11 protein-coding genes are annotated in these 12,901 nt (G+C 61.3%); all 11 read right to left on the reverse strand.

Translation table 11 applies throughout. The annotated features are described in order from the left end of the window. Position 1: 1 nt before the first annotated feature. The 11 genes from V476_RS05730 to rsmH are packed head-to-tail and all read right to left on the reverse strand — an operon-like array spanning position 2 to position 12,900. Entirely contained in the window at positions 2-961 is a 960-nt protein-coding gene (locus tag V476_RS05730) for a D-alanine--D-alanine ligase (protein ID WP_003424491.1), read from the reverse strand. Next, entirely contained in the window at positions 958-2,418 is a 1,461-nt protein-coding gene (murC, locus tag V476_RS05735) for a UDP-N-acetylmuramate--L-alanine ligase (protein WP_003424493.1), read from the reverse strand. Before murC ends, V476_RS05730 begins: the two co-directional genes overlap by 4 nt. Then, positions 2,411-3,481, reverse strand: coding sequence for an undecaprenyldiphospho-muramoylpentapeptide beta-N-acetylglucosaminyltransferase (gene murG / locus V476_RS05740; RefSeq protein ID WP_024959690.1), 1,071 nt, complete (start codon positions 3,479-3,481; stop codon positions 2,411-2,413). The genes murC and murG overlap by 8 nt, the downstream gene beginning before the upstream one ends. Continuing rightward, positions 3,471-4,685, reverse strand: a complete 1,215-nt coding sequence (gene ftsW / locus V476_RS05745; RefSeq protein WP_003313551.1) for a putative lipid II flippase FtsW — start codon at positions 4,683-4,685, stop codon at positions 3,471-3,473. The genes murG and ftsW overlap by 11 nt, the downstream gene beginning before the upstream one ends. Continuing rightward, a complete protein-coding gene (gene murD, locus V476_RS05750; RefSeq protein ID WP_003424496.1) occupies positions 4,682-6,028 on the reverse strand; it encodes a UDP-N-acetylmuramoyl-L-alanine--D-glutamate ligase in 1,347 nt (448 codons plus the stop codon). Before murD ends, ftsW begins: the two co-directional genes overlap by 4 nt. A gap of 5 nt (positions 6,029-6,033) precedes the next feature. Then, positions 6,034-7,116 carry a phospho-N-acetylmuramoyl-pentapeptide-transferase gene (mraY, locus tag V476_RS05755; protein ID WP_003313553.1) on the reverse strand — a complete coding sequence of 361 codons (1,083 nt, stop codon included), beginning with the start codon at positions 7,114-7,116 and terminating at the stop codon, positions 6,034-6,036. Next, positions 7,116-8,486, reverse strand: a complete 1,371-nt coding sequence (locus V476_RS05760; RefSeq protein WP_024959689.1) for a UDP-N-acetylmuramoyl-tripeptide--D-alanyl-D-alanine ligase — start codon at positions 8,484-8,486, stop codon at positions 7,116-7,118. Before V476_RS05760 ends, mraY begins: the two co-directional genes overlap by 1 nt. Continuing rightward, positions 8,479-9,942 carry a UDP-N-acetylmuramoyl-L-alanyl-D-glutamate--2,6-diaminopimelate ligase gene (locus V476_RS05765; protein ID WP_024959688.1) on the reverse strand — a complete coding sequence of 488 codons (1,464 nt, stop codon included), beginning with the start codon at positions 9,940-9,942 and terminating at the stop codon, positions 8,479-8,481. Before V476_RS05765 ends, V476_RS05760 begins: the two co-directional genes overlap by 8 nt. Continuing rightward, entirely contained in the window at positions 9,942-11,669 is a 1,728-nt protein-coding gene (locus V476_RS05770) for a peptidoglycan D,D-transpeptidase FtsI family protein (protein WP_010427469.1), read from the reverse strand. Before V476_RS05770 ends, V476_RS05765 begins: the two co-directional genes overlap by 1 nt. Next, on the reverse strand, positions 11,669-11,962 hold the full coding sequence (gene ftsL / locus V476_RS05775) for a cell division protein FtsL (RefSeq protein ID WP_003340690.1): 294 nt from the start codon (positions 11,960-11,962) through the stop codon (positions 11,669-11,671). Before ftsL ends, V476_RS05770 begins: the two co-directional genes overlap by 1 nt. Continuing rightward, a complete protein-coding gene (gene rsmH, locus V476_RS05780) occupies positions 11,959-12,900 on the reverse strand; it encodes a 16S rRNA (cytosine(1402)-N(4))-methyltransferase RsmH (protein WP_080272655.1) in 942 nt (313 codons plus the stop codon). The genes ftsL and rsmH overlap by 4 nt, the downstream gene beginning before the upstream one ends. Position 12,901 lies beyond the last annotated feature (1 nt).

Consider the following 12,901-nt stretch of genomic DNA (forward strand, 5'->3'; position numbering starts at 1 on the left):
CTTAACCCCTCGCCTGAACGCTGTCGGCCAGGATCGCCAACACCAGTTGTTGAAAATCCAGACCTGCCGCACGGGCCGCCATAGGCACCAGACTGTGATCGGTCATGCCCGGTACAGTATTGACTTCCAGTAACCAGAACTTGCCTTGTGCGTCCTGCATGACATCCGTGCGCGCCCAGCCTGCAATGCCGATGGCATCGCAAGCACGTGCTGCAAGTTGTTTGAGTTCCTGTTCCTGCGCATCGCCAAGTCCGCACGGAATCCGATATTGAGTATCGGACGCCAGGTACTTGGCATCGTAATCATAAAAACTGTGAGGAGTGCCCAGGCCGATGGGAGGCAACACCTGGCCACGCAGAGACGCGACAGTGAACTCAGGTCCCTGAATCCATTGTTCGACTAATACTTGCGAATCGTAGGTACTGGCGGCTTTCCATGCGGCGATCAATTCATCGACGCTGTTCACCTTTGCCATACCGATACTTGAACCTTCATGGGCCGGTTTGACGATCAAAGGCAAGCCCAGTTCCGTCGCGGCGCAAATACAATCACTCTCGTTTTCAAGAACGGCATGCAGCGGTGTGGCGAGGCCGAGACTCTGCCAGACCTGCTTGGTACGCAACTTGTCCATCGCCAGTGCAGAAGCCAGTACGCCACTGCCGGTATAAGGGATTTCCAGGCATTCCAGCAGGCCTTGCATGGTGCCGTCTTCACCACCACGTCCGTGCAGAACGATAAAGGCACGGTCGATTTTCTCGCTGACCAGTCGCTGCAGGAAATCATCGCCCACATCAATGCCGAACGCATCCACGCCTGCCTCGAGCAACGCACTGAGCACGGCGTTACCCGAGTTCAGCGAGACTGCCCGTTCGGCACTCTTGCCACCGAAGAGCACGGCGACACGGCCGAAGCTTTTCGGCTCGAGTGTCGAGCGCAGGGAGGACTGGGCGACGGCTGTCATTTCAGCTTCCCTTCGGTGGAGGCCACTTTGGCACCGGCGAACAGCGGGCTTTTCAGCAGCTGTGGCGCAAGACCGCCAATATCGCCAGCGCCCTGGCACAGCAGGATGTCGCCCGCGCGCAGCAGCGGTTTGACCAGCGGCGCCAGCTCGACACCACGCTCGATGTAGATCGGGTCCAGTTGGCCACGCTGACGAATGCTGTGGCACAGGTTACGGCTGTCCGCACCGGGAATCGGTTCTTCACCGGCCGGGTAGACTTCCATCAGCAGCAGCACATTGGCGTCCGCCAGCACCTGGACGAAATCGTCGTACAAGTCACGGGTGCGGCTGAAACGGTGTGGCTGGTAGACCATGACCAGACGACGATCAGGCCAGCCGCCTCGCACGGCGTTGATAACGGCAGCGACTTCACGCGGGTGGTGACCGTAGTCATCGACCAGCATCACGTTGCCGCCATCGACCGGCAGCTCGCCGTAGACCTGGAAGCGCCGGCCGACGCCCTGGAAGCCGGAAAGTCCCTGAACGATAGCCTCGTCGCTGACGCCCTCATCGGTAGCAATGGCGATGGTCGCCAGCGAGTTGAGTACGTTGTGATTGCCGGGCATGTTCACCGACACATCCAGCGGCTCGCGGTCGCGGCGCAGTACGGTGAAGAAGGTCAGCATGCCGTCCTGACGCACATTGATTGCACGTATATCGGCAGACTCGCTGAAGCCGTAGGTCAGCGTCGGACGCTTGACCAGCGGCAGAATTTCACGCACCACCGGATCGTCGATGCACATTACCGCCAGCCCGTAGAACGGCAGGTTGTGCAGGAACTCGACAAAGGTCTTCTTCAGTTTGTTGAAGTCGCCTTCGTAGGTCGCCATGTGATCGGCGTCGATATTGGTGACCACTGCGACCAGAGGTTGCAGGTGCAGGAAGCTGGCGTCGCTTTCATCGGCTTCGGCGATCAGGTAGCGGCTGGTGCCCAACTGCGCATTGGTGCCCGCCGCATTCAGACGGCCGCCAATCACGAAGGTTGGGTCCAGGCCGCCGGCAGCGAATACCGAAGCGATCAGGCTGGTGGTGGTGGTCTTGCCATGCGTACCGGCAACGGCGATGCCGTGGCGATAACGCATCAGCTCGGCGAGCATCTCGGCACGCGGTACAACCGGGATGCGGCGCTCCAGCGCAGTGGCCACTTCCGGGTTGGAGGTGTTGACGGCACTCGACACTACCAGCACGTCGGCACCGATGGTGTTCTCGGCACGATGGCCAATGAAAATCTGTGCGCCGAACGATTCCAGGCGTTCGGTCACGGCCGAACCCTTCAGGTCGGAGCCCGAGACTTCGTAGCCCAGGTTCAGCAGCACCTCGGCAATCCCGCACATGCCGACACCGCCGATACCGACGAAGTGGATACGACGGATACGGCGCATTTCAGGTTGTGGCATGGCGCGTTGATTCTCAACCATGGGCCACCTCCACACAGATGTTGACGACGGTGCTGGTTGCATCAGGCCTGGCCAGGCTGCGTGCAGTGCGGGCCATGCTGTTCAATTGTTCGGGTTGCATCAAAACCTCTTTCAGGCGTGCTGCCATCTCGGCGGCGCCAGTTGTCGCTTGCGGCATGACGAAGGCTGCGCCTTCGCGAGCCAGATAGTCAGCGTTACGTGACTGATGGTCATCAATCGCGTGGGGCAGCGGTATCAGCAACGACGGCAGGCCGGCGGCGGCCAGTTCGCTGATGGTCAATGCACCTGCGCGGCAGACCACCAGATCGGCCCAGCCATAGGCTTGGGCCATGTTCTGGATGAACGGCGCAACCTGCGCCTCGACGCCCACGTTGCGATAGCGCTCGGCGGTAACTGCGTCATGATTCTTGCCCGACTGATGAAAGACTTCGGGCTGGATGTCCTGAGGCAGCTGGGACAGCGCCTCGGGCAACAATTTGTTCAACGGCTCTGCGCCCAGGCTGCCACCCAGTACCAGCAGACGAGCCTTGCGTCCGGTCAGTGCCTGACGCGGTGTTTCCAGAAACAGCTCGACACGCACCGGGTTGCCGGTGGTGCGACGCTTGGACGACTCCGCAAAGGTGTTCGGGAACGCTTCGCACACCCGGCTGGCGAACGACGCCAGACTGCGGTTGGCGGTACCGGCAACGGCGTTCTGCTCGTGAATGATCAACGGTACGCCTGCCAGCTTCGCCGCCAGACCGCCGGGGCCGGTGACGTAGCCACCAAAGCCGACCACGCAGACCGGTTTCACCTGACGTACGACCTTGCGTGCCTGCATCAGGGCCTTGAGCAACATGAAAGGCGCTTTGAGCAGCGACAGACGGCCCTTGCCGCGCAGGCCGGTGACATTGATCAGGTGCAGCGTCAGACCGGCCTGCGGTACCAGTTCGTTTTCGATACCGCGTGGCGTGCCCAACCAATGGACCTTGTAGCCGCGTGCCTGGAACTCGCGCGCACAGGCCAACGCCGGGAATACATGCCCGCCGGTCCCGCCCGCCATGATCAGCACGTTAGCGTCCATTGGGCGTGTCCTCGGCGAAGTCGCTTTCCTTGAACTCGGCTTCTTCACTGCCCATGTTGTTGCGCGATTCCCACTCGATGCGCAGCAGCAGGCCGAGGCTCGCACAGCAGATCACCAGTGAGCTGCCGCCGTAGCTGAGGAACGGCAGGGTCAGGCCCTTGGTGGGCAGCAGACCGACGTTCACACCGATGTTGATCAGGAACTGACCGATCCACAGGAACGACAGACCGTAGGCCACGTAGGCACCGAAGAACTGCTTGGCGCGCTCGGCCCACATGCCGATGTACATGCCGCGAATACTGACGAACAGGAACAACGCGACGGTGATCAGCGAACCCACGACGCCCAGCTCTTCTGCAAGGACCGAGAACACGAAGTCGGTGTGCGCTTCCGGCAGGTAGAACTGCTTCTGCACGCTGTTGCCCAGCCCGACGCCGAACCACTCGCCGCGACCGAAGGCGATCAGCGCCTGGGTCAATTGGTAGCCGGAGCCGAACTGGTCGGCCCACGGGTCGGTAAAGTTGGTCAGACGCGCCATCCGGTAAGGTTGGGCCTGAACCAGCACCACAACAGAGGCAACCGCCAGTACCACCATCAGCGAGAAGCGGAACAGGCCGACACCACCGAGGAACAACATGGCCGCCGCGGCGCCCATCATTACCACGGTCGCACCGAAGTCAGGCTCCATGAGCAGCAGACCGGCCATCGGCAACAGCACAATGAACGGCTTGAAGAAGCCCATCCAGCTTTCGCGAACTTCCTGCTGCTGACGAATCAGGTAGCCGGCAAGGAAGATCACCACAAACACCTTGGCGATTTCCGACGGCTGCACGTTGAACGCGCCGAAGCCGATCCAGCGCATCGAGCCGTTCACCTCGCGCCCGATCCCCGGCACCAGCACCAGCAGCAACAGACCGAACGCGCCGAGCAGCATCATCCAGCCCAGACGCTGCCAGGTGGCGACCGGGATCATCATGGTCACGCCGCAGGCACCCAGGCCGATCAGCAGATAAACCAGGTGACGGGTCATCATGTACAGCGTGTTGCCCGACTGCACTGCGGCCACTTCCGACGAGGCCGAGGTAATCATCACCAGGCCAAGGCCAAGCAGCGCCAGGCAGCCGACCAGCATCGGGAAGTCCAGGTCGATGCCGCGCCCGCTGATCAGTGGCGATGGATAAGGCTTGATCACACCGAAGATCATGACAAGCACTCCACTGCCTGCGCGAACACACGTCCGCGCTCTTCATAATTCTTGAACATGTCCAGACTGGCGCATGCAGGAGAAAGCAATACGGCGTCGCCACGCAGAGCCAGTTTTGCGCTGTGCTCGACAGCAGCCTGGACGGTGTCGACACGCACCAGCGGAACGGCGTCGCCCAATGCCTGGGCAATCAGTTCGGCATCACGTCCGAGCAAGACCGCCGCGCGGCAATACTTGGCGACTGGCGCACGCAAACCGCTGAAGTCAGCGCCTTTGCCATCGCCGCCGGCGATCAGCACCAGCTTGCCGTCGATATCCGAGCCCAGCCCTTCGATGGCCGCCAGTGCGGCGCCCACGTTGGTGGCTTTGGAATCGTTGTAGTAATGAACGCCATCGTGCTCGCGCAGCCACTGGCAGCGATGCTCAAGGCCGGTGAATTCACGCAGGCTGGCGAGCATGGCGTCGAACGGCAGGCCGACTGCATGCCCAAGCGCCAAGGCGGCGAGCGCGTTGGCCTGATTGTGTGCACCGCGCACTTTCAGCTCACGCACCGGCATGAGGTTTTCAAACTGGAAAGCCAGGTACTTTTCGCCGTTCTCTTCACGCAGGCCGAAACCATGGAAGTCGGGCTTGTTGAGGCCGAATGTCCAGCACGGCAGGCCTTCGCCAATCAGCGGACGGGACAGCGCATCCTGACGATTGACCACCACTTGCCGCGCGCCACGGAAAATCCGGTGCTTGGCCAGGTGGTAAGCAGGCAGACCGTTGTAGCGGTCCATGTGGTCTTCGCTGATATTCAGCACGGTCGCCACTTCAGCATTGAGCTGGTCGGTGGTTTCGAGCTGAAAGCTGGAAAGCTCCATCACGTACAGCTCGACCTCGTCGCTGAGCAGGTCCAGCGCCGGAGTGCCGAGATTGCCGCCCACCGCCACACGCTTTCCAGCGGCAGCGGCCATCTCACCGACCAGCGTGGTCACGGTGCTTTTCGCATTCGAGCCGGTAATGGCAATCACCGGCGCCTTCGCGTAACGCGCGAACAGTTCAATGTCGCCCGACAGTTTGACGCCACGTGCGTGAGCCTGCTGCAGGGCCGGGGTTGCCAGGGCCAGACCGGGGCTGACATACAGCTCATCGGCACGGCAGAGGAAATCCACGTCCAGCTCGCCACAACGCACTTCCACCTGCGGATAGTCGCGACGCAAGGTCGCCAGCTCAGGAGGATTCTCCCGCGTGTCGGCCACGGCAAAGGACACGCCCTGGTTCGCCAGGAAGCGAACCAGGGACATGCCGCTTTTGCCTAGACCCACGACAATGCGGAAGCGGTCGGAAACGATCAGGGACACTCGTTCTACCTCAGTTTCAGCGTGGCAAGGCCAATGAGCACCAGGATCACGGTGATGATCCAGAAACGGACGATCACACGTGGCTCGGGCCAGCCTTTGAGTTCAAAGTGGTGGTGGATCGGCGCCATGCGGAATACGCGGCGGCCGGTAAGTTTGAAAGACGCAACCTGAATGACCACTGAAAGGGTTTCCATCACGAACACGCCGCCCATGATGAACAAGACCATTTCCTGACGAACGATCACCGCCATGGTGCCCAGCGCCGCGCCGAGTGCCAGCGCACCGACGTCGCCCATGAACACCTGCGCCGGATACGTGTTGAACCACAGGAACCCGAGCCCGGCACCAATCAGAGCGCCTGAGAACACAATCAGCTCGCCCGCCCCCGGTACGTAGGGAATCAGCAGGTATTCAGCAAATTTCACGTTACCCGACAGATAGCAGAAGATGCCCAGGGCACCGCCCACCATCACCGTCGGCATGATCGCCAGACCGTCCAGCCCGTCAGTCAGGTTGACTGCGTTGCTGGAGCCGACGATCACGAAATAGGTCAGCACGATGAAACCGATACCCAGCGGGATGCGCACATCCTTGAGCATCGGCACGATCAGCGTGGTTTCAGTCGCCGACGGCGCAGTCGTATAAAGGAAGATCGCGGCACAGAGGCCGAACACCGACTGCCAGAAATACTTCCAGCGACTCGGCAGGCCACGCGAATTCTTTTCGATCACCTTGCGGTAGTCATCGACCCAGCCGATGGCGCCGAACAGGAAGGTCACCAGCAACACAACCCACACGTAACGGTTGCTCAGGTCAGCCCACAGCAGCGTACTGATACCGATGGACGAGAGGATCAACGCGCCGCCCATGGTCGGCGTACCCGACTTGGAGAGGTGCGACTGTGGACCATCGTTACGCACGGACTGACCGATCTGACGCATCTGCAGGGTACGGATCATCCACGGCCCGAGGCACAGCGACAGCGTCAGTGCAGTGAGCACGCCAAGGATCCCGCGCAATGACAGGTACTGAAAGACCGCGAAGCCTTTGTAGAACTGTTGTAAAAACTCGGCCAACAGCAGCAGCATTAATGTTTCTCCAGGCTAGAACCGCACAAGGCAGCCACGACGTGTTCCATCGCAGCGCTACGCGAGCCCTTGATCAGTAAAGTGGTATCAGGGTCCTGCTCGGCGCCCAGCGCCGCAATCAGTTCAGCCTGACTGGCAAAGTGGTAAGCGTGCTCGCCGAAGGCGCTGACAGCGTGAGTCATCAGCGGGCCGACGGCATACAGCGCCGACACCTTGCCAGCGGCATAGGCACCGACTTCGCGATGCCCCTGCTCGGCCCAGTCGCCCAGCTCGCCGATATCACCCAGAACCAGTACGGTACGACCGGTGAAGCCGGTCAGGATGTCGACAGCCGCGTTGATCGAGGCAGGATTGGCGTTGTAGGTGTCATCGATGACGCGCGTGCCATTGCTGGCGATTTGCGCCACGGCACGCCCCTTGACCGGCTGCACGTTGTTCAGTCCGGTGACGATCCCTTCCAGCGGCACGCCCATTGCGCAGCCGGCAGCCGCAGCGGCCAGGGCATTGGACACATTGTGCGTGCCGAGCAGGTTCAACTGAACGCGGGCAGTGCCGAGCGGGCTGTTGAGGGTGAAAGCCGGGCAACCCCGCGCATCACGGCTAAGCTCGCTGGCGTACACATCCGCCGCAGAGTCGGTCAGTGCGAAGGTCAGGACATTGCGATTGCCAGCGCGCTTGCGCCAGATCGGGAAGGCCTTGTCTTCCAGGTTCAAGACTGCCGTACCACCCGCGTCGAGACCTTCCAGAATCTCGCCCTTGGCTTCGACAATGCGGTCCGGGCCGCCAAACTCGCCAACATGGGCGGTTCCGGCGTTGGTGATCATGGCGACGTGCGGCTTGGCGAGGCTCACGGTGTAGGCAATCTCGCCAACCCGCGACGCACCCAGTTCGATCACCGCCGAGGTGTATTCGGGTGCCAGTTCCAGCAGCGTCAGTGGAACGCCCAATTCGTTGTTCAGGTTGCCTCGGGTCGCGAGCACAGGCCCGCGCGTGCGCAGGATGCTCGCGAGCATTTCCTTGACCGTGGTTTTGCCACTCGACCCGGTGACGGCAGCAACCGGCCGGTCGACGAACGCATTGCGATTCATGGCACCCAGTTGGGCAAGTGCCTTGCGGGTATCCAGCACGACCAGTTGCGGCAGGGCGGCGCCCTGCACTTCGCGCTCGACCAGAGCACCGACCGCACCTTTGGCAGCCACTTGATCGAGGTATTCATGACCGTCGAAACGCGGACCGGTCAAGGCCACGAACAGCTGGCCAGGCTCGATGCCCCGGCTGTCGGTGCTGACGCCAGCAAAGCTGCAGTCGCCGCCGACCAGACGGGCGTCGAGTGGCACAACCAGTTCGCTGAAGGTCATTGGCTTAAGCATTCGCAGGCTCCCATACAGCAAGCGCGCTGGCGGCTTCTTGCAGGTCGGAGAACGGCTGCCGCTGACCGTTGATTTCCTGGTAGTCCTCGTGGCCCTTGCCGGCAAGCACCACGACGTCATCGGCATTGGCGCTGGCAATCAGTTCGGCAATGGCCTGACCGCGACCTTCGATGAAACGCACCTTGTCCGCAGCAACGAAGCCAGGGCGTATATCGTCAAAAATACTGACAGGCGATTCGGAGCGCGGATTGTCATCAGTGACCCATACGCCGTCGGCCAGACGCTCGACCACTTCAGCCATCAGCGGACGCTTGCCACGGTCACGATCACCGCCGCAGCCGAACAGGCACAACAAGCGGCCCTTGGCGTGCGGGCGCAGTGCTTCGAGTACTTTTTCCAGCGCGTCCGGGGTGTGCGCGTAATCCACGACGACCAGGGGCTTGTCGGCACCACCCAGACGCTGCATGCGTCCGACCGGGCCTTCGAGTTTCGGCAGCGCCTTGAGAATTTCGTCCAGCGCGTAATCCAGGCCCAGCAACGCACCGACCGCAGCCAGCACATTGCTCAGGTTGAAACGGCCCAGCAGGCTGCTGCGCAGGAAGTGTTGGCCCTGAGGCGTGACCAGCGTGGCACGCACGCCATCGTCATCGAACTTCGCATCGCGGCAATACAGGTAGGCCGTGCTGTCCAGCTGGCTGTAGGTGATCAGGCGCGACTCTTGTTTGACAGCGGCCAGTTCACGACCGAAATCGTCATCCAGGTTGATCACCCGGCATTTCAGATCAGGCCATGCGAACAGCTTCGCCTTGGCGGCAGCGTAGGCCTCCATGGTGCCGTGGTAATCCAGATGGTCGCGGGACAGATTGGTCAGCACCGCCACATCAAAGGCCAGAGCCGCAGCGCGTCCCTGATCAAGACCGTGGGAGGAGACTTCCATCGCCACTGCGCGCGCGCCGGCCTGTCTCAGGTCGGTCAGCGTCGCCTGCACAGCAATCGGATCAGGCGTGGTGTGGCGGCCGCTTTGCAGCGAACCGTAGAAACCGGTGCCCAGTGTACCGACGATCCCGCAGCGTTGGCCGAGGGCATCAAGCGCCTGAGCCACCAACTGGGTCACGCTGGTCTTGCCGTTGGTGCCGGTAACACCCACCAGATTCAGACTGCGGCTCGAATCGCCATAGAAGCGACCAGCGATCGCGGACAACTGCGCGGCGAGCCCTTTTACCGGAATCAGCGGCACGTCAGTGATCGGCAGAACGATCGACCCTTCGACTTCATAGGCTACGGCAGCTGCGCCACGCTTGAGCGCGTCGGCGATGTGCGCGCGGCCATCGACATTGATGCCCGGCACTGCCAGAAACAGGTCGCCCGGACGCACATTGCGGCTGTCGAGAGTCAACTCGCGAATCAGCGCATCGCGGTCGGTGTGAGCGAAAAGCTTGCTCAGATTAAAGGCCATCAACCACGCCCTCCTTTGGCTGCCGGTGCGGCGTTGACTTGTTCAGGCGGCGCAAGGTTGTCCGGCGTCACGTTCATCAGACGCAACGTGCCAGACATGACCTTGCTGAATACCGGGGCCGAAACCAGGCCACCGTAGTAACCACCCTTGCTCGGTTCGTCGATGACAACCACGATGGCATAGCGCGGGTTACTCATCGGGCCGAAACCGGCGAACAGCGAGCGATAGGAGTTTTCCGCGTAGCCCTTGGTGCCGATGGACGTCTTGCGCGCCGTACCACTCTTGCCGCCGACGTGATAGGACGGCACACGGGCGCGATAGACGCCGCGCGGGTCCTCGATAACCTGCTGCAACATGCCCTGCAGAGTCTTCGCGGTTTTCTCCGGAATGGCCTGGGTCGATTCCGGCTCTTTATCTGTTTTGAGGATGGTCAACGGCACGATGCGGCCGTTGTTGGCCAGCGCACCGTAGGCATGCACCAGCTGCAAGGCAGTGACCGACAGACCGTAGCCATAGGACAGCGTGGCGGTTTCGGCCTTGCGCCATTCGCGGTAGTTGGGCAGGTTGCCGACGCGCTCGCCAGGGAAGCCGAGGCCGGTGTACTGACCGAACCCGACGCGCTGCATGGCACGGAAGATCGCCTCACCGCCCACATCGAACGCGACCTTGCTCATGCCGACGTTACTGGAGTTGATCAGAATGCCGGTCAGATCGAGGATCGGGCCTTCGGTCTTGGTCACGTCACGAATCGTGTATTTGCCGATCTGCAGGGTGCCCGGATAAACCTCGACCTTGTCGGTCGGCTTCCAGCGGCCACTGTCCAGCGCTGCGGTCATGGAGATAGGCTTCATGGTCGAACCGGGTTCGAACACGTCGATGATCGCCCGGTTGCGCATGGCGGCAGGCACCATGGTGCGTCGGTTGTTCGGGTTGTAGGTCGGCTGATTGACCATCGCCAGCACCTCACCGGTCTTGACGTCCATGATCACCATGCTGCCGGCCTTGGCCTCGTTCTCGACGATGGCATTGCGCAGTTCACGGGTGGCCAGGTACTGCAGGCGCAGGTCAATAGACAAAGCCAAGGTCTTTCCGGCCTTGGCATTCTTGGTCACCTGAACATCCTTGATCAGTCGGCCACGCCGGTCCTTGATGACCTGACGCTTGCCGGGCACTCCGGCGAGCCAGTCGTCATACGCCAGCTCGACGCCTTCCCGGCCATGGTCGTCAAGGTCGGTAAAGCCGACCATGTGTGCAGTAACATCGCCAGCAGGATAAAAGCGGCGGAACTCTTCGATGCCGTAGACACCGGGCACTTTCAGGTCGATGACCGACTGACCCTGCTCTGGCGTCAGGCCACGCACCAGGTAGATGAATTCTTTGTTCGCCTGCGAGTCCAGGCGCTCGGTCAATGCCTTTAGATCCTGACCCAGGGCGGCGGCCAGCATCGGCCACTTGGACTTGTCCTGCTGCATTTCACGCGGGTTGGCCCACAGCGTGGTCACCGGCGTACTGACGGCCAGCGGCTCGCCGTTACGGTCGGTGATCAGGCCACGGTGCGCCGGAATAGGAATATGCCGAAGGCTACGTGCATCGCCCTGTTCCTTGAGAAAGGTATGGTCGATGACCTGCAGGTCGACGATGCGCCAGCAAATGGCGAGCACGAGGGACACCAGCAGCCCTACGACTACGCGAAAACGCCACGGATAAAGAGCGCCATCGAGCTTCATCATGGCGCCACCATGCGTACTTCGGCAGCGCTCGGGATGCGCATCTTCAGCTGTTCGGTGGCCAGAGTCTCGATACGGCTGTGTGCAGTCCAGGTGCTCTGCTCAAGAATCAGCCGCCCCCACTCTGCCTGCGCCTTGTCGCGCACGCTCATTTCCGAATACAGCGAGTTGAGCAGTTGACGATTCCAATGTGCACTATAGGAAACGCCAATCGCCGAAATCAGGACGGCAATGAACAGCAGCAGCATAATGAAACTGCCGCCGGGCAGAGGCTTCAGAAACAGACGGCTCACCTGAGCTTCTCCGCTACACGCATGACAGCACTGCGCGAGCGCGGGTTTGCTTTGGTTTCTACATCTGAGGCGAACTGGGCCTTGCCGTGAATTTTGATTTTCGGTTCGAACGGTTTGTACTGAATCGGCAGATTGCGCGGCATGTTATCGGCTTCGCCCTTGGCGAGCTTGCGCATGAACAGCTTGACGATGCGGTCTTCCAGCGAGTGAAAGCTGATGACGACCAGGCGGCCGCCCACTTCCAGCGCATCCAGTGCCGCTTCGAGGCCGGCTTCCAGATCGCCCAATTCGTTGTTTACGTGAATACGCAGGCCCTGAAAGGCACGCGTTGCAGGATTCTTGCCCTTTTCCCAGGCAGGGTTGGCAACCTTGAGCACTTCTGCCAGATCGGCTGTGCGCTCGAAAGGCTGGACTTCGCGACGCGCGACGACCGCGTTGGCCATCCGCTTGGCAAATCGCTCTTCGCCGTATTCCTTGAAGACGCGGGCAATTTCTTCAGCCGGTGCAGTCGCGATGAACTCGGCAGCGCTTACACCACGGGTAGGGTCCATGCGCATGTCCAGAGGACCGTCGTTCATGAAGCTGAAACCGCGCTCGGGATCATCCAGCTGCGGGGACGACACACCCAGATCCAGCAGAATGCCACTGACCTTGCCCGCCAAACCGCGTTCCTGGGTCTCGGATCCCAATTCGGCAAAGCTGCGCTGCACAATGACAAAGCGGCCGTCTTCGGCCGCTAGCGCTTGCCCGGTGGCAATCGCTTGAGGGTCCTTGTCGAATCCCAGAAGCCGACCATCTGGGCCCAGCTGGCTGAGTATCAGACGACTATGCCCGCCACGTCCGAACGTGCCGTCCAGATAGCAGCCATCGGCGCGCACCGCGAGAGCCTCCACGGCTTCTTCGAGCAGCACGGTGATGTGGGTAAAGCCGCTATTCATA

This window comes from Pseudomonas syringae KCTC 12500 (assembly GCF_000507185.2).
Taxonomy (GTDB): domain Bacteria; phylum Pseudomonadota; class Gammaproteobacteria; order Pseudomonadales; family Pseudomonadaceae; genus Aquipseudomonas; species Aquipseudomonas syringae.